We start from the raw sequence: 19,814 nt of genomic DNA on the forward strand, positions 1-19,814 counted from the left end.
GTTTTGAAGACCTCTTTCAAAAAAAGTGAAATAGATTTGTGGCTCAGCGCTGATTTCATTGAAAGATTTTTGAAACTGATGGATCGGCGTACATAGGTTCACTCACGAGCAAATCGTGCTATTTCCCATAGCGCCTCGCATTAACGCGAATAAAACCCACGCAGTCCTTGAGTTTCCCGCCCTGCGTCAGTATGATTACGCGTCATTTTTCAGCCGCACACTAAACACGTTCCTTGCTTCCATGGGCCGCGGTTGACCCTGACAGGAGGCTGAATAATCCGTAAGGAGCAATTCGATGCGTCATTACGAAATCGTTTTTATGGTCCATCCTGACCAAAGCGAACAGGTTCCGGGCATGATCGAGCGTTACAGTGCTACCATCACTAACGCGCAAGGTCAGATTCACCGTCTGGAAGACTGGGGCCGCCGTCAGCTGGCTTATCCGATCAACAAACTGCACAAAGCTCACTACGTTCTGCTGAACGTTGAAGCGCCGCAGGAAGCGATCGATGAGCTGGAAACTAACTTCCGCTTCAACGACGCCGTTATCCGCAGCATGGTTATGCGCGTTAAGCACGCGGTAACCGAAGCATCTCCGATGGTTAAAGCGAAAGACGAACGTCGTGGCGATCGCCGCGAAGACTTCGCTAACGAAACCGCAGATGATGCAGATGCTGGGGATTCTGAAGAGTAATTGCCGCCGTGACGGCTAATCGTCTGGTTTTGTCGGGCACTGTGTGCAAGGCGCCGGTTCGAAAAGTGAGTCCTTCCGGGATACCGCACTGCCAATTTGTGCTAGAGCACCGTTCGCAGCAGACGGAAGCCGGATTCAGCAGACAAGCATGGTGCCGAATGCCCGTGGTTGTCAGCGGACAACAGTCACAAGCACTAACTCAAAGATTAACGGTCGGCAGTCAGATTACCGTGCAAGGCTTTGTAAGCTGCCATCAAGGGCGCAACGGGCTGAGCAAATTGGTTCTGCATGCCGAGCAGATTGAATTGATAGATTCTGGAGACTAGCCAAATGGCACGTTATTTCCGTCGTCGCAAGTTCTGCCGTTTCACCGCGGAAGGCGTTCAAGAGATTGACTATAAAGACATCGCTACGCTGAAAAACTACATCACCGAAAGTGGTAAAATTGTACCGAGCCGTATCACCGGTACTCGTGCAAAATATCAGCGCCAGCTGGCCCGTGCTATCAAGCGCGCGCGCTACCTGTCTTTGTTGCCGTACACTGATCGTCATCAGTAATCGGCCACTGTCCATTAACGACTTTGAGAGGATAAGGTAATGCAAGTTATTCTGCTTGATAAAGTAGCAAACCTGGGCAGCCTGGGTGATCAAGTTAACGTTAAAGCGGGCTACGCTCGTAACTTCCTGGTACCACAGGGCAAAGCTGTTCCTGCTACCAAGAAAAACGTTGAGTTCTTCGAAGCACGCCGTGCTGAACTGGAAGCCAAACTGGCTGACGTTCTGGCTGCTGCTGAAGCTCGCGCAACCAAGATCAACGAACTGGGTTCAGTCACCATCGCTTCCAAATCTGGCGACGAAGGTAAACTGTTCGGCTCTATCGGCACCCGCGACATCGCTGACGCAGTGACTGCGGCAGGCGTTGAAGTTGCCAAGAGCGAAGTTCGTCTGCCGAACGGCGTTCTGCGTACCACTGGCGAGCACGAAGTGCACTTCCAGGTACACAGCGACGTGTTCGCACAGCTGAATGTAGTTGTGGTTGCAGAAGCGTAATTTACGCTGCTGTTAACCGGTTAAAACGCCAGCCTCGCGCTGGCGTTTTGCTTTTCTGCGTCCGGCAAAACGCGCTACGCTTGAAGACGGGATGAAAAGGAGAGCGTGCGATGGCAACGATTACGCTACAGCGGGTTTACGATTTCAGCGCGCCGGCGCCGGAACACTGTTATCTGATAGACCGGCTATGGCCGCGTGGCATCAGCAAAGAGCGGTTGACGGGCGTGCAGTGGTTGAAACAGGTGGCGCCGGATGACGAGCTGCGCAAGTGGTTCCATCAGCATACCGACCAGTGGGAAGCCTTTGAGACGCGCTATCGCCAACAGCTGGCGGCCAACGACGCCTGGCAGCCGCTGGTGGCGCTGTTACGGCAGGGGAAAACGCTGACGCTGCTGTATGGCAGCAAAGATACCGAGCACAATCAGGGCGTGGTGCTGCGCGAGTTTCTGCTGGCGCAGCTGTAGAGATTAGCGTTCCCGGCGGTAGCTGCCGTCGGCCTGGCGGCGGAACAGCGCCTGGCTGTTGTCTGCCGTGGTGACCGACAGCGCGCTAATCACACCGTTGGCGTCGCGTTCGATGCGCACTTCCTGGCCGGCTTTCATGTTGCTCAGCGGCTTGTCGCCGCCTTCCACCTGTGCCATGGCGAACACTTCATTCACCGGCAGATTGTTGTCGCGAAACAGTTGGGCCAGGGTCTGGCCGGGCTGGATCTGATAACGCTGCCAGTTGCCCGCCGGCGTCGGTTCGTTGGCCGGCGTGGCGGCACCACCGCCGTTTTGCAGCTCGGCCTGCAGCGGCACGCTGGTTTCCTGCTGAGAGACCGGGAACGGCTGTCTTTCGGGCGAGTAGGGCCATAGCAACGCCAGCAGCAGAATGATGCCGAAGATCAGCACCCAGCGGCGATGAAAGTAGGGCAGCGGTTCCATCCCATGGAAACCGTCCGGCAGATGCCAGACTTTAATCAGCAGCGCTTTGACCCGCTGCATTTTGTCGTTGGCCGACGGCGGCTCCGATGGCGGTTCCGCGCCTTCAGCCGTGGGTGCGGCGCCCGGTTTCAGGCGCTGGCTGATGTTCAGCCAGGTGCGCAGCAGCGGCTGGTAGATGCGGGTGGTTTTCCTTCTCCTGGGCGCGATTCTGCCCATGGTGACCTCTCTTCGACGGCGTAATAATCAGTGCGGCGCGGCAAACGCGTCGCCTGCCCGATATCCTGCTTTCAGTATAGTCCGCTAACTGATTGAAGTGAAAGGCGGCTGAGCGGCAGAGCCGGGGTTTGCGGCTGCGGGCGTTAACAGAAGGTTATTGTTTCTTTTTCTACGACAAAAGTCATCATTCTCCACACAAGATTTTACCCGGCATTGACGCGCTGTTATGCTGCGCTTTCGACTTTTTACAGACTTAAGGAAAACCCCATGACAACCCCTTCTTTTGACAGCGTTGAAGCGCAAGCAAGTTACGGGATTGGTTTACAGGTCGGCCAGCAGCTGCAAGAGTCCGGGCTGGAAGGTTTGCAACCGGAAGCTTTGCTGGCGGGTTTGCGTGACGCGCTGGAAGGGAATGCCCCGGCGGTTCCGGTAGACGTGGTGCACCGTGCGCTGCGTGAAATCCACGAGCGTGCGGACGCGGTGCGCCGCGAGCGCCAGCAGGCGATGGCGGTTGAAGGCCAGAAATTCCTGGACGACAACGCCAAGCGCGATGACGTGACGCTGACCGAGTCTGGCCTGCAGTTCTCCGTACTGGAGCAGGGCAACGGCCCAATTCCGTCCCGTCAGGATCGCGTGCGCGTGCACTACACTGGCCGTCTGATCAACGGTGACGTGTTCGACAGCTCGGTTGAGCGCGGCCAGCCGGCGGAATTCCCGGTCAGCGGCGTGATCCCAGGCTGGATCGAAGCGCTGACCCTGATGCCGGTCGGTTCCAAATGGCAGCTGTATATCCCGCACAACCTGGCCTACGGCGAGCGTGGCGCTGGCGCGTCCATCCCGCCGTTCAGCGCGCTGGTGTTCGACGTCGAGCTGCTGGAAATCCTGTAATCCCACCGAGGATTGTTCTGGGCGCCTTCGTGGCGCCCTTATTTTATGCGCCGCGCAGACGGGCGATGAATGGCCGGGCTACTTACCGCTTAAATCGATGCGATAAACCGCGAAGCCGATGCTGTCGCTGCCTGCGGCGCTCATCGGATATTGGGCGTGCTCTTTGATAAACTTTGTCGCTTTGTCCGAAGGCGAGGTCTCGAAGCGGATATCCAGCGGCTGCTGGCTGCTGAAGTTCGCCAAACGCCAGTTGTTGTCCGCCTGCGGGCGCACCGCGCCATGCCGCTGGGTTTCGGCGCTGATGTAGGCCGCCAGCACCGAGCGGTTTTCATCCGGCGAAGCGAAGGCGATATGTTTGTCGCCGGTGCCGGCAAATTTGCCGCCGTAGGCGCGGTAGTTGTTGGTGGCGACCAGGAAGGTGGCGTTCGGATCGATCGGCTTGCCGTTGAAGGTCAGCTGCTTGATACGCTCCGCCTTGTCGTTGATCAGTTGGCATTCGCCGTCGTAGCGCGCCGGCTGGCTGACGTCGATCTGGTAGTTGACGCCGTCGATCACGTCGAAGTTATAGGTGCGGAAGCCGTCCCAGTTGATCAAGCCCTGCGGCTTGGCGCTATTGACGTCGATCTGGTTGAACTGGCCGGCGGAGCACTCCAGCCACTCTTTCACCTCTTTGCCGCTCGCCTTCACCACCACCAACGTATTGGGGTAGAGATAGAGATCGGCGGCGTTGCGGAAGGTGAGCTGGCCTTTTTCCACTTCGACGAAGCTGGCGGGATCGTTCTTGCGGCCGCCGACCTTGAACGGGGCCGCCGCCGACAGCACCGGCAGATCGGCCAGGTCCGGGTCGCCCTGGATGTAATGTTCGACGTAGGCTTTCTGCGCATTGTTGACGATCTGCACCGTCGGGTCGTCCTGCACCAGCGCCAGGTAGCTGTACATGTTGCCGTCGGATTTACCGATCGGCTGGCTGACGAACTCGCGCGTGCCCTTGTGATCGTCCGCCAACACTTTCACCAGCGCGGCGTCTTCCGCCGCCAGCGATTTCTTGTTCTCTTTGTCGTAGATCGGCCGTGCTTCCGCGTTGGCGGCGGTCACTTTCCAGCTGCCGCCATCGTTGTTGAGCTGCAGGTCGACCACGCCGAGATGATCGCCCCATTGGCCCGGCATCACCGCCGGCACGCCGTTCAGCAGGCCTTTGTCGATATCCGCGCCTTTGATGTTGGCAAAGTCCTTGCTCGGGAACACCGCATGGGCGTGGCCGAACATGATGGCGTCGATGCCCGGCACCTGGCTGAGGTAATAGACCGAGTTTTCCGCCATCGCCTTGTAAGGCTCGCTGGACAGCCCGGAATGAGGGATCGCCACCACCAGATCGGCGCCCTCTTTACGCATCTGCGGCACGTAGCGCTTGGCGGTGGCGGTGATGTCGTCCACCGTCACTTTGCCCTGCAGGTTGGCCTTGTCCCACACCAGGATCTGTGGCGGCACGAAGCCGATGTAGCCGATGCGCAGCGTATGCGCCTTGCCGTCGCGATCTTTCACCGGCGTATCGACGATGATGTACGGCGTGAACAGCGGTTTTTGCGTTTTGGCGTCGATGACGTTGGCGTTGATATACGGGAATTTGGCGCCCGCGATAGCGTTCTTCAGGTAGTCCAGCCCATAGTTGAACTCATGGTTGCCGATGTTGCCGACGACGTAGTCCAGCGTGTTCATCGCCTTATAGACCGGGTGCACGTCGCCCGGTTTCAGCCCCTTGGCCGCCATGTAGTCGCCGAGCGGGCTGCCCTGAATGATGTCGCCGTTGTCCACCAACACCGCGTTGGCGGCCTGCTGGCGCGCCTGTTGGATCAGGCTGGCGGTGCGCACCAGGCCGAACTTGTCGGTCGGTGTGTCCTTGTAGTAATCGAAGTCCATCATGTTGCTGTGCAGATCGGTGGTTTCCAGCACGCGCAGATCGACGGTGGCCGCTTGCGCGGAGGCGCACACCAGCAGCGCAAGCGCGGACAGCGTCAGTGGATGCTTCATCATTTGGGATTCTCTCCATTCCATTATTCGAGTGTTATCGCAGAGGGAAATGTAATTAACATTGCTTGCCACAGTAAACTGTGAAGTGTGGCAGAAAATGGCGGCGGGTAACGCGGGGAAGTTCACAGTTGTGCCCAACAAGAAATGAGGAATTCCCGAGGCTTAGGCGGTTGAGATGGATATTCGGCGTAAAAAAAACTAGTCTGCTAGCAGAGACAGGGGGAAATTTCCCACGGAGATGCGGAGTTGAGGTGCATGATGTTAGAGCGAATTTGCCAACTGTCCCGCGAGGCGGGGGCGGCGATCATGGCGGTGTACGATGGTGAACAACCGCTTGATGTCGCACAGAAAAAAGATGATTCACCGGTGACGGCGGCCGATCTGGCGGCACACCATATCATCAAGCGCGGCCTGGCGGCGCTGACGCCGGAGGTGCCGCTGCTGTCGGAAGAGGATCCGCCGGCGTGGGAAGAGCGCCGCGGCTGGACGCGCTACTGGCTGGTCGATCCGTTGGACGGCACCAAAGAGTTTTTACATCGCAATGGCGAGTTCACGGTCAATATCGCCCTGATTGAAGATGGGCAGGCGGTGATGGGGGTGGTGTATGCCCCGGCGATCGACGTGTTGTATCTGGCGGAGCGCGGTAAGGCCTGGAAAGAAGAGAAGGGCGTGCGGCAGGCGATCGGCGTCAGCAACGCGCATCCGCCGCTGGTGGTGGTGAGCCGCTCGCATATCGATGACGAACTGAAAGATTATTTGCAGCAGTTGGGCGAGCACCAGACCGTGTCAGTCGGTTCCTCGCTGAAGTTCTGTCTGGTGGCGGAAGGCAAGGCGCAGCTCTATCCGCGCTTCGGGCCGACCAACATTTGGGATACCGCCGCAGGGCATGCGGTGGCGGTGGCCGCCGGGGCGCAAATTCACGATTGGCAGGGTAAGCCATTGCTCTATACCCCGCGTGAATCTTTCCTCAACCCCGGCTTCCGGGTGTCGCTGTTCTGAGTTAGTTCGCCAACAGCTGGTGCAGCTTGGACATCACCTGCTGCACCTCTTCCGGCGTCAGCGCGCCGTCTTTGGCGAACTGGATGCGCCCTTGCTTATCCAGCACCACGATGGCGGAGCCTTTCGGCTGCAGATCCCAGGCTTTGCGCACGTTGCCGTCGCTGTCGACGATAAACTGCGACCATGGGAACTCCTTCTTGCTGTCTTCAATGCTGCTGCGCACGAACATCGCGGTGCCCATCAGGGCATCGTCGGTGTTGACGATTGTCGTCGTTTGGTAACGATCGTGTGGTAGCTTCGCCTTCTTGATCGCTTCAATCAGTGGGTCGTTCATGTCTTTGGCGGAGCTGCGGCCGGCAATATGTTGTATCACTCGCACTTTTCCACTGAGCTGCGCGCTGTTCCAGTTCTGGTAGCTAAAATTACCGTCAGCGTAATTGAGCTCTCCTTTGTCGCTGACGCCGACCGGCGCCACGCGCTGCTGGAGCTGGAAGTTGTGCGCGGAAGCGAAAAGCGGGGCGAGCAGCAGGGATACCATCAGCATGCGACTTGTTTTCATGCTTTCTCCTTGTAATGGGGGGAATTTGTGCGACAGCACTTCGACAGCCTAAAGCATAGGATGTGATAAGAGGTCTGTCCTGTTAACCGGATCGCAGATTTTCCCTTGGTTCGCTAATCATCAGATTTTGAAGGGATATCCTGAAAACGTTATAAATTATCATATACAATTCTGTCAAAAAGTGTAAATCCAGCGTAGATATCCGGGCAGAAGTGAACGTTCTGGTCTTTACTGGGTCTACTACATGCAATCAAGTTGCGTTCTGAATTTCGAGGCTGCCACCTTTGGCGGCTCGCTGAGCGCATGGATCAACGGGAGGAGCGTAAAAGAATGAGAATCTTCCAGCGTTATAACCCTTTGAAAGTGGCAAAGTACGTTAAGACCCTGTTTCGCGGAAGGCTGTATATCAAGGACGTGGGCGCATTTGAATTCGACGAGGGGAAAATCCTGCCGCCGAAGATTCGCGACAAGCGCCATTTCAGCGTGATGTCTGAAGTGAACCGTCAGGTGCTGCTGTTGCAGACCGAGATGGGGTGAGCACCTCGCTGACAGCGGTAAAAAAAATGCGGCCCCGATGGGGCCGCTGATGTTTTTGTCTTACCGCCGTCAGGCCGCAGGCGTGTCGTCCGGCGCTTTCGGCAGCACCGCCGCGGGCTTGTCGCTCAGCCGGGTGACCAGCAGCTGGTCTATCTTGTAGCTGTCGATATCCACCACTTCGAACTTGTAGCCGGCGTATTTGACGAAGTCGGTGCGTTTCGGGATCTTGCGCAGCATATACATCATAAAGCCGCCGATGGTCTCGTAGTTGCCCGCCTGCGGGAACTCGTCGATGTCCAGCACGCGCATCACGTCGTCGATCGGCGTGCCGCCTTCAATCAGCCATGAACTTTCGTCGCGCGCCACGATCTGCTCTTCCTGGCCCTGGCCGACCAGATCGCCCATCAGCGTGGTCATCACGTCGTTAAGGGTGATGATGCCCACCACCAACGCATATTCATTGAGGATCACCGCGAAGTCTTCGCCGGCGGTTTTGAAGCTTTCCAGCGCTTCGGACAGCGTCAGCGTGTCCGGCACGATCAGCGCCGAGCGGATCTGCACGCCGCTGCTCAGCACCAGGCTTTGGTTGCCCAGCACGCGGTTCAGCAGGTCTTTGGAATCGACGTAGCCGACCACCTGATCGATATGGCCGTCGCACACCAGGAACTTGGAGTGCGGGTGAGTCGAGACTTTCTCCTTGATGCTCTCTTCGCTTTCGCGCAGATCGAAGTACACCACGCTTTCGCGCGAGGTCATCGAAGACGGCACGGTGCGCGATTCCAGTTCGAACACGTTTTCAATCAGCTCGTGCTCCTGCTTGCGCAGCACGCCCGCCAGGGCGCCGGCTTCCACCACCGCATAGATGTCATCGGAGGTGATGTCGTCTTTACGCACCATCGGCAGCTTGAACATACGGAAGATCAGGTTGGCCATGCCGTTGAAGAACCACACCAGCGGGCGGAAGATCATGATGGAGAAACGCATCGGGTTGATGATCCGGACGGCGACCGTCTCTGGTGCAATCATACCGATGCGCTTCGGGGTCAAATCGGCGAACAGGATAAACAGGCTGGTCACCAGCACGAAAGAGCAGATGAAGCTGACCTGTTCCGCCAATTCGGGCGACAGGAAACGATCGAACAACACCTTGAAAGTGGGCGAGAAAGCCGCGTCGCCGACGATACCACCGAGGATGGCCACGGCGTTCAGGCCGATCTGCACCACGGTGAAAAAGATGCCAGGGGTTTCTTGCAGCTTGAGCACTCTGGCGGCGTTGACGTTACCTTCGTCAGCCATCAGCTTCAGTTTGATCTTGCGCGAGGCGGCCAGAGAGATTTCCGACAGTGAGAAGAACGCACTCACCGCGATCAGAAAAAGAATCAGTAAAATACTGTTTAACATAATCTATCCATACGTGCCGACGGGATGCCGGCGCTCTTGAGGAAGGGTAGTACATAGTAAAAAAAGCAGCGATAACAACCAGAAGGGAAGCTATCGGGCCGCAGAAGCGGCCCGCATAGTATAGCAGTTGCCCCACAGGGGCCGCCAGCGGTTAAAAAAGTGCCGCCGGCCGGCATCAAATCAGCCCTGCGGCGGCAGGCAAACGCCGATGCCGCCCAGCCCGCAGTAGCCTTCCGGGTTCTTGTACAGGTACTGTTGGTGATCGTCTTCCGCGTAATAGAACGGCAGCGCCGGTGCGATCTCGGTGGTGATGGCGCGCTTATCGCCCGCCGCATCCATCGCCTGCTGGAAGCGTTGCAGGCTGCTTTCCGCCTCGGCCTGCTGCTCTGGGCTCAGCGTATAAATCGCCGAGCGGTACTGCGTGCCGACGTCGCCGCCCTGGCGCATGCCCTGCGCCGGATCGTGATTTTCCCAGAACAGCTGCAGCAGCTGTTTGTAGCTGACGACCTGCGGATCGAACACCACGCGCACCACTTCGGCGTGGCCGGTCTGGCCGCTGCACACTTCGCGGTAGGTCGGGTTCGGCGTATAGCCGCCGCTGTAGCCGGCGGCGGTGCTGTAGACGCCCGGCTGTTGCCAGAACAGGCGCTCAACGCCCCAGAAACAGCCCATGGCGAAAATCGCCACCTCCATGCCGGCCGGCACCTGAGTCATCGAGTGTTCGGTGACGACGTTGAGCGTTGCGACAGGCATTGGCGTGGTGCGGCCAGGCAGCGCGCTTGCCTTATCGACGGTTTGTGATTTATCAAAAAATGGCACCACGGTTGACTCCTGTTGTCACAGTAAGAATTGACCCTACATGGCGGCGGTTCGGTTGTATCTCACCGCGTCTTTGCCCACAATAAGCGGCAAGTTGGATTTTGTATAAGCTTAACGCAGTATTTTGAGCGCCAAAAGTGAAGAATTCGCCTGTTGCGCGGCGGTGGCAAAGCGCGGCGGGCGGCGTCCGGAAGAAGGTTGAAGAGGGCTGCCGTCATGATAGCGCGGAGTCTGCCCTGGCCCCGGAGCGAACACCATAACAGGACAGTAAAATCAATAAGGAGAACACGTGCCAAAGTACCCGGTCATGTGCTTGATATCTGTGTTGCTTGCGGCACCTGCAGCCTATGCGGCGAACGTGCGGCTGCAGGTGGAGGGGTTAAGCGGAGAGTTGGAAAAAAACGTCCGGGTGCGGCTGTCGTCGATCACGCCTGAAGAGGTCGGCACCGACGGCCGCTTCCGCGCACGGGTGGACGAGGCGGTGCGCCAGGGGCTGCGCGCGCTCGGCTATTACCAGCCGACCATCGAGTTTACGCTGGACGATCGGCCGGGGATGTCGCGCCCGGTGCTGCATGCCAAGGTCAATCCGGGCGAGCCGGTGCGCATCGCCGGCGCCAACATCGTGCTGGAAGGCGGCGCAAAGACCGATGAGGACTACCTGACGCTGGTAAAGAAGGGACGGCCGACCATCGGCGAGATCCTCAACCACGGCAAGTATGACAGTTTCAAAGGCTCGCTGACCGGCCTGGCGCTGCGCAAAGGCTACTTCGACGCCGACATGACCAAAAGCCAGCTCGGCGTGGCCGAAGATCTGCACAAGGCATTTTGGGATATCGATTTCAACAGCGGCGAACGTTACCGCTTCGGCAAGGTGAAATTCACCGGTTCGCAAATCCGCGAAGACTATCTGCAAAATCTGGTGCCCTTTCATCAGGGGGATTACTACAGTTCGGAGGATTTGGCCGAGCTGAACCGCCGTTTGTCCGCCACCAACTGGTTCAACTCGGTGGTGGTGTCCCCTGATTTCAACGATGCCAAAGAGAACAAGATTTTGCCGTTGGACGCGCTGGTGACGCCGCGCACGCGCAACACCGTCGAAACCGGTATCGGTTATTCCACCGACGTCGGCCCGCGGGTGAAAGGCACCTGGAAAAAGCCCTGGCTCAACGATCGCGGGCATAGCCTGGAAACCAGCGCCAGCGTGTCGGCGCCGGAGCAGCAGCTGGATCTGACTTACAAGATCCCGCTGCTCAAGAACCCGCTGGAGCAGTATTACCTGCTGCAGGGCGGGCTCAAGAACGTCGATCTTAACGACACCAAATCCGTGACCTCCAAAGTGGTGGCCTCGCGCAACTGGGATCTCTCCAGCGGCTGGCAGCGGGCGATCAACCTGACCTGGCGCTGGGATAACTTTACCCAGGGCAACGTCAGCAACACCACCATGCTGCTGTACCCCGGCGTCAGCTTCAACCGCACCCGTTCGCGCGGCGGGCTGATGCCGACCTGGGGCGACAGCCAACGCTATTCCATCGACGTGTCCGACACTTCCTGGGGCTCCGGCGTGGACTTCGCGCTGATGCAGGCGCAGAACGTCTGGATCCGCACCCTGGCCGACAAGCATCGCTTTGTAGCGCGCGGGCAGGTGGGCTGGATCGAAACCAACGACTTCGACAAGGTGCCGCCGGATCTGCGCTTCTTCGCCGGCGGTGACCGCAGCATTCGTGGCTACAAGTACAAAGACATTTCGCCGCGCGGCGACGACGGCAAGCTGACCGGCGCCTCCAAGATGCTGACCGGCTCGCTGGAGTATCAATACAACGTGACCGGCAAATGGTGGGGGGCGATGTTCGTCGATTCCGGTGAAGCGGTGAACGATATCAAGCAGAGCAACTTCAAGACCGGCGCCGGCGTAGGCGTGCGCTGGCAGTCGCCGGTGGGGCCGGTGAAGCTGGATATCGCCGCGCCCGTGGGGGACAAGGACACCCACGGGATGCAGTTCTACATCGGTTTGGGGCCTGAACTATGAGCCTGGTTAAAAAGATTTGCCTCGGATTTCTGGTCATTCTGCTGCTGCTGATCGGCGGACTGGCCTTTCTGGTGGGGACCACCACCGGTTTGCATATGGTCATCAACGGCGCGGCGCGCTGGGTGCCGGGGCTGGAGATCGCCGGCGTCAGCGGCGGCTGGCGCGATCTGACGCTGAAGGGCGTGAAGTATCAGATGCCGGGCGTGACGGTCAACGCCGGGCAGTTCCATCTCTCCCTCGATCTCTCCTGCTTTAAACGCAGCTCGCTGTGCGTCAACGCTTTGACCGCTCAGGACGTGGACGTGGCGGTGAACACCAAAGAGATGGCGCCCTCCGCGCCGGTGGAGGAGAGCAGTGAACCGACCACCAATCTCAGCACCCCTTATCCGATCACCCTGCGCCTGTTGGCGCTGAATAACGTCAAGGTCACCGTCGACGACACCGCCATTTCTCTGGCCGAGTTCCGCACCGGCGCGCAGTGGCAAGAGCGCGCGCTGACGCTGATGCCAACCAAGATCGGCTCGTTGCTGATCGCCTTGCCGAAAACGCCGCAAAATCCGTTGCCGGAAGCGGTGCAACCGGCGGTCGAGGTGGCGAAAAAGGTCGGTGAGCAGGTTACCGACGCGGCGAAACCGGCGCCGCAGCCGGAGGAGAAGCCGCTCGGCGAAACGCTGAAGGAACTGTTCGCCAAACCGCTGTTGCCGGATCTGCCGGACATCCGCCTGCCGCTGGATATCACCGTGAAAGAGATCAGCGGCGAACAGCTGCGCTTGACCGGCGATACTGACGTGCTGATCACGAGCCTGTTGCTGCAGGCCAGCACGCAGGATCAGCATATCCAGCTGGACAACTTCGACGTGAAGTCGCCGCAGGGCACGCTGTCGGTGCAGGGGCAGGCGACCCTGACCGGCGACTGGCCGGTGGCGCTGACCGCCAACAGCGCGTTGAATATCGACCCGTTGAAGGGCGAGAAGGTGAAGCTGAACATCGACGGCGGGTTGCGTGATGAGCTGAAGGTGGCGCTGAATCTGTCCGGCCCGGTCGGCGCCCAGCTCGATGTGCAAACCCGGCTGGCCGAAGCCGGCCTGCCGCTGGCGCTGACGCTGCAGAGCAAGCAGCTGAAATGGCCGCTGAGCGGCGAGGCGCAGTATCAGGTCAACGATTTCCGCCTGCGCTTTAACGGCAAGGCGACCGACTATGCGCTGTCGACGCGCGCCAATCTGAAAGGCCAGGATCTGCCGCCGGCGGTGCTGACGCTGGACGGCAAAGGCAACGTCGAGCAGTTCAAGCTGGAGCGCCTGCGCCTGGCGGCGCTGCAGGGCAATACCGATCTCACCGCGCTGGTGGACTGGAGCAAGGCCATCAGCTGGACCTCGCAATTGACGCTGAGCGGCATCAATACCGCCAAGCAGTGGCCGGAATGGCCGGCGAAACTCGACGGCAAGATCACCACGCGCGGCAGCCTGCACGGCGGCAGCTGGCAGCTGCAGGTGCCGGTGCTGCAGCTGGACGGCAACGTGAAGCAGAACAAGGTCACGGCGCGCGGCACGCTGAGCGGCAACGCCGCCGGGCAGTGGAAAATCCCCGGCATCGATCTGACGCTGGGGCGCAACCAGCTGAATGTCAAAGGACAGCTGGACGAGAAGAACTGGAACCTGGACGCCAACATCGACGCGCCGCGTCTGGACGGCGCGCTGCCGGGCCTCGGCGGCACCGCCAAAGGGCTGCTGAAGCTGCGCGGCAATCTGCAGGCGCCGCAGCTGCTGGCGGATTTGACCGCTTCCGGTTTGCAGTGGCAGGCGCTGCGCATCAACCGCGTGAAGATCGACGGCGACGTGCGTTCCACGGATCAGATCCAGGGGCAACTGGCGGTACGCGTCGAGCAGCTGAAGCAGGACGCGCTGGAGGTCAGCCTGCTGACCCTCGACGCCAAAGGCAGCGAGAAGCAGCATCAGCTGCAGTTGAAGATCGACGGCAAACCGGTCTCCGGCCAGCTGGCGCTGCAGGGCAGCTTCGATCGTCAGCAGCAGCGCTGGCGCGGCAATCTGAACAATACCCGCTTCGATACGCCGGTGGGGGAGTGGCGCCTGACGCGCGCCATCGCGCTGGACTACCTGAACACCGCGCAGAAGATCAGCGTCGGGCCGCACTGCTGGCAGAACCCGAACGCCGAGTTGTGCGTGCCGAAGACCATCGAAGCCGGCCAGAGCGGCCAGGCCAGCGTGGTGCTCAACCGGTTCGACCTGGCGATGATCAAGCCGTTCCTCGGCCCGGAGACCGCCCTGAGCGGCGTGTTCACCGGCCGGGCCGACGTCAGCTGGAAACCGGGCGGCGCGCTGCCGGAGGCGAAGGTCACGTTGGCCGGCAACGGCGTCAAGGTGGTGCAGCAGGTGCAGGGCAATGCGCTGCCGATCGCCTTCGATACGCTGACCCTCAACGCCGGCCTGAACAACGGCCGCGCGCAGGCCGACTGGCGGATCAAACTGACCAACAACGGCCAGTTCGACGGCAATATCCAGGTGGCGGATCCGCAGGTGCGGCGCACCATCAGCGGCAATGTCAATATCACCAACATCTCGCTGGCGCTGATCAACCCGGCGCTGATGAAGGGCGAAAGCGCGGCGGGCATGCTGAACGCCAACCTGCGCCTGGGCGGCAGCGCGCAGAAGCCGCTGGTGTTCGGCCGTCTGGCGTTGGATCGGGCGAAGGTGCAGGGCCACTGGATGCCGTTCGATATGACCGACGCGCGGCTGGCGGTGAATTTCAACGGCATGACCTCGACGCTGGAAGGGCTGCTCAGCACCACGCGCGGCCAGCTGAATCTGGCGGGCGATGCCGACTGGCGTGACATCAATGCCTGGAGTGCGCGCATTGCCGCCAAGGGCGACAAGCTGCGGGTGACGGTGCCGCCGATGATCCGCATCGACGTATCGCCGGATCTGGTGTTCGAAGCCACGCCGCAGCTGTTCTCGCTCAACGGCAAGGTCGATATTCCCTGGGCGCGCATCACGGTGCAGGAACTGCCGGAAAGCGCGGTGGGCGTCTCTTCCGACGAGGTGATGCTGGACGATCAGCTGAAGCCGATTCAACCGAAGACCGCCTCGATCCCGATCAACAGCAATCTGATGATCCACGTCGGCAACGACGTGCGGCTGGACGCCTTCGGCCTGAAAGCCCGCCTAAAGGGCGATTTGAAAGTGGTGCAGGACAAGAAAGGGCTGGGCCTCAATGGCCAGATTGACATCCCTTCCGGTCGCTTCCATGCTTATGGTCAGGATTTGATCGTGCGTAAAGGGCAGCTGATGTTCTCTGGCCCGCCGGATCAGCCGCTGCTCAATATCGAGGCGATCCGCAACCCGGAATCCACCGAGGACGACGTGACCGCCGGCGTGCGCGTGACCGGCCTGGCGGATGCGCCGAAGCTGGAAGTGTTCTCCGATCCGGCCAAATCGCAACAGGAAGCCCTGTCTTATCTGCTGCGCGGTCAGGGCTTAAGCAGTTCCGGCGCCGACGGCAACGCCATGACGTCGATGTTAATCGGCATGGGGGTTGCACAAAGTGGTCAACTTGTGGGTAAAATCGGCGAGGCATTCGGCGTGAGTAATTTGGCTCTGGACACTCAAGGGGGTGGCGACAATTCCCAGGTTGTCGTGAGCGGCTATGTCCTCCCAGGCTTACAAGTAAAATATGGGGTGGGCATTTTCGACTCGCTGGCCACGCTGACGTTGCGTTATCGCCTGATGCCTAAGTTGTATCTTGAAGCGGTGTCTGGTCTCGACCAGGCATTAGATTTGCTCTATCAGTTTGAGTTTTAGCGATGCGAATAATTGTCTACGGCAGTTTACGGCGCAAACAGGGAAACAGCCATTGGATGACCAACGCCCAATGGCTCGGCGAGCACGAGCTCGAAGGCTATCAGATTTATAATCTGGGCCATTACCCGGCGGCGATCCCTGGAGAGGGCACGATACATTGCGAAGTGTATCGTATTAACTCATCGATTCTGGCAGAGCTGGACGAACTGAAAAGCAACACCAAGGACTATAAGCGCGAGCTGATTCAGACGCCTTATGGGAGTGCGTGGATCTATCTGTATAAACACAGCGTGGACGGTTACCCGCGAATTACCAGCGGTGACTGGCTGAAACGCCTCGAAGATCAGTAATAAAAAAACACCGCTCAATGAGCGGTGTTTTTTCATCGGACGGCGGCGAAAATTACTTCTTGGCGGCGCGTTCGAAGGAGGCGATGATTTCCGCTTTCGCTGCGGCAGCGTCTGCCCAGCCTTCCACTTTCACCCATTTGCCTTTTTCCAGATCTTTGTAGTGCTCGAAGAAGTGAGCGATCTGGGCTTTCAGCAGTTCCGGCAGGTCGTTCACGTCTTTCACGTGATCGTACTCTTTGGTCAGCTTGCTGTGCGGTACCGCAACCAGCTTGGCGTCTTCACCGGCTTCGTCGGTCATCTTCAGCACGCCAACCGGACGGCAGCGGATCACGGAGCCCGGCTGCAGCGGATATGGGGTTGGGACCAGCACGTCAACCGGATCACCATCCAGAGACAGAGTGTGGTTGATGTAGCCGTAGTTGCACGGGTAGAACATCGCGGTGGACATGAAACGGTCAACGAACAGCGCGCCGGTTTCTTTGTCGATTTCGTATTTGATTGGATCGGCGTTGGCCGGGATTTCGATTACTACGTAGATGTCTTCCGGCAGGTCTTTGCCAGCTGGGACCAGATTCAAGCTCATGTCGGTTTCCTTTAATCATCAAACCAGAAATGGAGTGGCGGCTATTATAGCGGACTCTTTTGCGATTTCCTGCCCTTTTCATCGTCGAAAACCCAGTGTCTCTGCGCGCGGAGAATTTCCAGATTAATCCCGCCGCGGCATGAAGTTTTGCCTCCGCCTGCCGATAACTTCAACAAACAATAATGAGCCAGCAAAGCTGGCTCCGCGTTTTGCCACCCCTACTACGTCTGATCTCACTATTCTGAAGCCGGGAAGAACTCATGCTAAAAAAGATTACGGTGAAGGCTGGGCTGATCGCCCTGCTGAGCCTGATGACCATGCTGCTGATCATGGTCAGCGTTATTGGCGTCAACGCGATTAACGAAGGATCGCGCTCGATCCATACCTTAAACCAGATCCTCGGCGAAGAGCTGGGCTCGCTGGCCAACAGCTCCAACCTGACGCTGCGCGCCCGAACCGCCGCCTCGCTGGCGGTGCGCCAACGGGAGATCGGCCAGACTGATGTCTCCGACGCCACCGTCGGCCGCATCTACGGCTACCTCGAGCAGTCGAATAAGGAAATGGCGCGCTTTGTCGGCGTCGGCACCGTGACCGAGCGCGGCCGCGAACTCTCCAACCGCCTGCAAAACAGCTATCGCGCCTATCTGGAGCAGGGCGTGAAGCCTATGGCCGCCGCCATCAAGGCCGGTAAAATCGATGAGTACTACCATATTCAGGAGACCCGTATCTCTGCGTTGAGCATCGCGTTTGAAAAGGATCTCAGCGATTTCCGCAGCTTCGCCATGAAGCTCGGCGAGAAGCAGGTGTATGACGCGGAAAGCAACGCCAGCACCAAGATCTCGCTGATCGTGGTGGCGGGCCTGCTCAGCGTGCTGCTGGCGGTGCTGGCCTGGTTTGCGTTGCGGGTGATCATTTTGCGTCCGCTGGATGAGTCCATCGCGCAGCTGGAATACATCGCCGGCGGCGATCTGACCCATGAGATCCGCGGCGAGGGCGATACCGAGATGGGCCGCCTGGTGCGGGCGATGCAGCGCATGCAGCAGGCGCTGGCCAATTCGGTCAGCAAAGTGCGTGACGCCAGCAGCCAGATCGACACCGGTTCACGCGAACTGGCGGCCGGTAACCTGCATCTGGCGCAGCGCACCGAAGAATCGGCCGCTTCGCTGGAAGAGACTGCCGCCAGCATGGAACAGCTGACCTCGACGGTGAAAATGAACGCCGAGAACTGCGAGCAGGCCAATCAGCTGGCGCTGAGCGTGTCCGATATCGCCAACCAGGGCAGCGACGTGGTCAGCCAGGTCATGAGCAAGATGCAGGCGATCACCGACAGCTCGCGCCGTATTGCCGACATCATCAGCGTGATGGACGGCATCGCCTTCCAGACCAATATCCTGGCGCTGAACGCGGCGGTGGAAGCGGCGCGCGCCGGTGAACAGGGCCGCGGCTTCGCGGTGGTGGCCGGCGAAGTGCGCAATCTGGCGCAGCGTAGCGCCCAGTCGGCGAAAGAGATCAAAGGGTTGATCGAAGCGTCGCAGAACCGGGTGCAGGAAGGCGAGCAGATGGTGGAGTCGGCGGCGCAGACCATGAGCGGTATCACCGGTGAAGTGGGTCGGGTGACGGCGTTGATGCGTGAGATCTCGGCGGCGACGCGCGAACAAAGCAGCGGTATCGAACAGGTGAATCTGGCGGTGGCGCAGATGGATCAGGTGGCGCAGCAGAATGCGGCGCTGGTGGAAGAGTCGGCGGCGGCGACGCGCTCGCTGGAAGATCAGGCTCAGCTGCTGGCGCAGAGCATGGCGGCGTTCAAGCTGTAAGGCGATAAGGGTTCGGCGCGGCGCCGAACCCTTGCCAGTAACGCGTTACTCGTCCGGGTTTTCGGCGATGAAGCGTTCTGCGTCTTCTACCATCGACTTGGTGCCGACGAAGAATGGCGCGCGCTGGTGCAGTTTCACCGGCGTGATGTCCAGAATGCGATTTTTGCCGTCGCTGGCCTTGCCGCCGGCCTGTTCGGCCAGGAACGCCATCGGGTTGCATTCGTACAGCAGGCGCAGCTTGCCTTGCGGGTGGCTGGCGGTGCTTGGGTAGATGTAGATGCCGCCTTTCAGCAGGTTGCGGTGGAAGTCCGCCACCAGAGAACCGATGTAGCGCGAGGTATAAGGGCGCTGCGTCGCTTCGTCCTGCTCCTGGCAGTACTTGATGTATTTCTTCACGCCGAGAGGGAACTTGATGTAGTTGCCTTCGTTGATGGAATACATGTTGCCGCTCGCCGGGAAGCGCACTTTCTCGTGAGAGAGACAGAACACGCCCAGAGACGGATCGTATGTGAAGGCGTGGACGCCGTAACCGGTGGTGTACACCAGCATGGTGGACGAGCCGTAAACCACGTAACCCGCTGCGACCTGGGCGCTGCCCGGCTGCAGGAAGTCTTCTTCGGTCACCGGCGTGCCGACCGGCGTGATGCGACGATAGATAGAGAAAATCGTACCGACCGAGACGTTGACATCGATGTTGGACGAGCCGTCCAACGGATCCATCAATACGACATACTTGGCATTTTCAGCTCGCTCGCCGTCGAATATCACGATTTCATCTTCTTCTTCGGAAGCGATACCCGCAACTTCACCACGCGCTTTCAACGCCGCTTTCAGTTTTTCGTTCGCGTACAGGTCCAGTTTCATCTGAACTTCGCCCTGTACGTTGGACACCCCGCTGGTTCCCAGAATATCAACCAGGCCGGCCTTGTTGATGTCGCGGTGGATGATTTTGGCGCCCAGTTTAATTGCAGAAAGTAACGCGGTCAGCTCGCCGGTGGCGTGAGAGAAGTCGTGCTGTTTCTCGACGATAAATTCGCCTAACGTTTTCATGACACAATCCCTGAATCTACGGATGGATAGCGGCCTGTTAACAAACCGCCAACGTTTTC

At 59.2% G+C, this 19,814-nt stretch carries 19 protein-coding genes; 12 read left to right on the forward strand and 7 right to left on the reverse strand.

Translation table 11 applies throughout. The annotated features are described in order from the left end of the window. The first annotated feature begins 295 nt into the window (after positions 1-295). The 5 genes from rpsF (at position 296) to MMS95_RS22070 (ending at position 2,208) form a co-directional block, all read left to right on the forward strand. Positions 296-694, forward strand: coding sequence for a 30S ribosomal protein S6 (gene rpsF, locus MMS95_RS22050; RefSeq protein ID WP_004933634.1), 399 nt, complete (start codon positions 296-298; stop codon positions 692-694). Positions 695-702: 8 nt separating this feature from the next. Next, a complete protein-coding gene (priB, locus tag MMS95_RS22055) occupies positions 703-1,020 on the forward strand; it encodes a primosomal replication protein N (protein ID WP_004933632.1) in 318 nt (105 codons plus the stop codon). Positions 1,021-1,024: 4 nt separating this feature from the next. After that, a complete protein-coding gene (gene rpsR / locus MMS95_RS22060) occupies positions 1,025-1,252 on the forward strand; it encodes a 30S ribosomal protein S18 (protein ID WP_000135199.1) in 228 nt (75 codons plus the stop codon). A gap of 39 nt (positions 1,253-1,291) precedes the next feature. Then, complete coding sequence (gene rplI, locus MMS95_RS22065) at positions 1,292-1,744, forward strand: 50S ribosomal protein L9 (RefSeq protein WP_004933629.1); 453 nt, start codon at positions 1,292-1,294, stop codon at positions 1,742-1,744. 110 nt (positions 1,745-1,854) lie between these two features. Then, positions 1,855-2,208 carry a DUF488 family protein gene (locus MMS95_RS22070; RefSeq protein WP_004933624.1) on the forward strand — a complete coding sequence of 118 codons (354 nt, stop codon included), beginning with the start codon at positions 1,855-1,857 and terminating at the stop codon, positions 2,206-2,208. 3 nt (positions 2,209-2,211) lie between these two features. On the opposite strand, the gene MMS95_RS22075 is transcribed toward MMS95_RS22070, so the two are convergent. Continuing rightward, positions 2,212-2,886, reverse strand: a complete 675-nt coding sequence (locus tag MMS95_RS22075) for a LysM-like peptidoglycan-binding domain-containing protein (protein WP_242142284.1) — start codon at positions 2,884-2,886, stop codon at positions 2,212-2,214. 267 nt (positions 2,887-3,153) lie between these two features. On the opposite strand from MMS95_RS22075, the gene fklB reads away from it, so the two are divergent. Continuing rightward, positions 3,154-3,774, forward strand: coding sequence for an FKBP-type peptidyl-prolyl cis-trans isomerase (gene fklB / locus MMS95_RS22080; protein WP_004933618.1), 621 nt, complete (start codon positions 3,154-3,156; stop codon positions 3,772-3,774). Between the two features lie 78 nt (positions 3,775-3,852). Here fklB and MMS95_RS22085 read toward each other — a convergent pair whose 3' ends face one another. Further along, on the reverse strand, positions 3,853-5,805 hold the full coding sequence (locus tag MMS95_RS22085; protein WP_156866163.1) for a bifunctional 2',3'-cyclic-nucleotide 2'-phosphodiesterase/3'-nucleotidase: 1,953 nt from the start codon (positions 5,803-5,805) through the stop codon (positions 3,853-3,855). Positions 5,806-6,060: 255 nt separating this feature from the next. On the opposite strand from MMS95_RS22085, the gene cysQ reads away from it, so the two are divergent. Beyond that, positions 6,061-6,801, forward strand: coding sequence for a 3'(2'),5'-bisphosphate nucleotidase CysQ (gene cysQ / locus MMS95_RS22090; protein ID WP_031300142.1), 741 nt, complete (start codon positions 6,061-6,063; stop codon positions 6,799-6,801). 1 nt (position 6,802) lies between these two features. Here cysQ and MMS95_RS22095 read toward each other — a convergent pair whose 3' ends face one another. Then, positions 6,803-7,360 (reverse strand): YtfJ family protein, encoded by a 558-nt coding sequence (locus MMS95_RS22095; RefSeq protein ID WP_025159587.1) that lies wholly within the window; start codon positions 7,358-7,360, stop codon positions 6,803-6,805. Between the two features lie 330 nt (positions 7,361-7,690). Here MMS95_RS22095 and MMS95_RS22100 point away from each other — a divergent pair, with 330 nt between their 5' ends. Next, the gene (locus tag MMS95_RS22100; RefSeq protein WP_004933604.1) at positions 7,691-7,897 is read left to right on the forward strand and encodes a DUF1107 domain-containing protein; all 207 of its coding nucleotides are present in this window, start codon (positions 7,691-7,693) and stop codon (positions 7,895-7,897) included. 69 nt (positions 7,898-7,966) lie between these two features. On the opposite strand, the gene MMS95_RS22105 is transcribed toward MMS95_RS22100, so the two are convergent. Together MMS95_RS22105 and msrA are read right to left on the reverse strand one after the other, a co-directional pair. Beyond that, positions 7,967-9,298 carry a hemolysin family protein gene (locus tag MMS95_RS22105; RefSeq protein WP_004933603.1) on the reverse strand — a complete coding sequence of 444 codons (1,332 nt, stop codon included), beginning with the start codon at positions 9,296-9,298 and terminating at the stop codon, positions 7,967-7,969. 180 nt (positions 9,299-9,478) lie between these two features. Beyond that, entirely contained in the window at positions 9,479-10,120 is a 642-nt protein-coding gene (gene msrA / locus MMS95_RS22110; RefSeq protein ID WP_049278071.1) for a peptide-methionine (S)-S-oxide reductase MsrA, read from the reverse strand. A gap of 286 nt (positions 10,121-10,406) precedes the next feature. Between msrA and MMS95_RS22115 the strand changes: the two genes are divergently transcribed. Genes MMS95_RS22115 through MMS95_RS22125 form a run of 3 tightly spaced genes read left to right on the forward strand, consistent with a single transcriptional unit; the run spans position 10,407 to position 16,308 of the window. Continuing rightward, the gene (locus tag MMS95_RS22115; RefSeq protein WP_028127570.1) at positions 10,407-12,143 is read left to right on the forward strand and encodes an autotransporter assembly complex family protein; all 1,737 of its coding nucleotides are present in this window, start codon (positions 10,407-10,409) and stop codon (positions 12,141-12,143) included. Further along, positions 12,140-15,958, forward strand: coding sequence for a translocation/assembly module TamB domain-containing protein (locus tag MMS95_RS22120; protein WP_242142286.1), 3,819 nt, complete (start codon positions 12,140-12,142; stop codon positions 15,956-15,958). Before MMS95_RS22115 ends, MMS95_RS22120 begins: the two co-directional genes overlap by 4 nt. Positions 15,959-15,960: 2 nt before the next feature. Continuing rightward, positions 15,961-16,308, forward strand: coding sequence for a gamma-glutamylcyclotransferase (locus MMS95_RS22125; protein WP_004933596.1), 348 nt, complete (start codon positions 15,961-15,963; stop codon positions 16,306-16,308). A 52-nt stretch (positions 16,309-16,360) separates the two neighbouring features. Here the strand turns inward: MMS95_RS22125 and ppa are convergent, their stop codons facing one another. Then, positions 16,361-16,891 carry an inorganic diphosphatase gene (gene ppa / locus MMS95_RS22130; RefSeq protein WP_004933594.1) on the reverse strand — a complete coding sequence of 177 codons (531 nt, stop codon included), beginning with the start codon at positions 16,889-16,891 and terminating at the stop codon, positions 16,361-16,363. Positions 16,892-17,151: 260 nt separating this feature from the next. On the opposite strand from ppa, the gene MMS95_RS22135 reads away from it, so the two are divergent. Then, positions 17,152-18,705 (forward strand): methyl-accepting chemotaxis protein, encoded by a 1,554-nt coding sequence (locus MMS95_RS22135; protein WP_088381173.1) that lies wholly within the window; start codon positions 17,152-17,154, stop codon positions 18,703-18,705. A gap of 45 nt (positions 18,706-18,750) precedes the next feature. On the opposite strand, the gene fbp is transcribed toward MMS95_RS22135, so the two are convergent. After that, positions 18,751-19,755, reverse strand: a complete 1,005-nt coding sequence (gene fbp, locus MMS95_RS22140) for a class 1 fructose-bisphosphatase (protein ID WP_004933587.1) — start codon at positions 19,753-19,755, stop codon at positions 18,751-18,753. Between the last annotated feature and the right edge of the window lie 59 nt (positions 19,756-19,814).

The sequence above is a fragment of the Serratia sp. PGPR-27 genome, from assembly GCF_022678525.1.
Taxonomy (GTDB): Bacteria; Pseudomonadota; Gammaproteobacteria; order Enterobacterales; family Enterobacteriaceae; genus Serratia; species Serratia nematodiphila.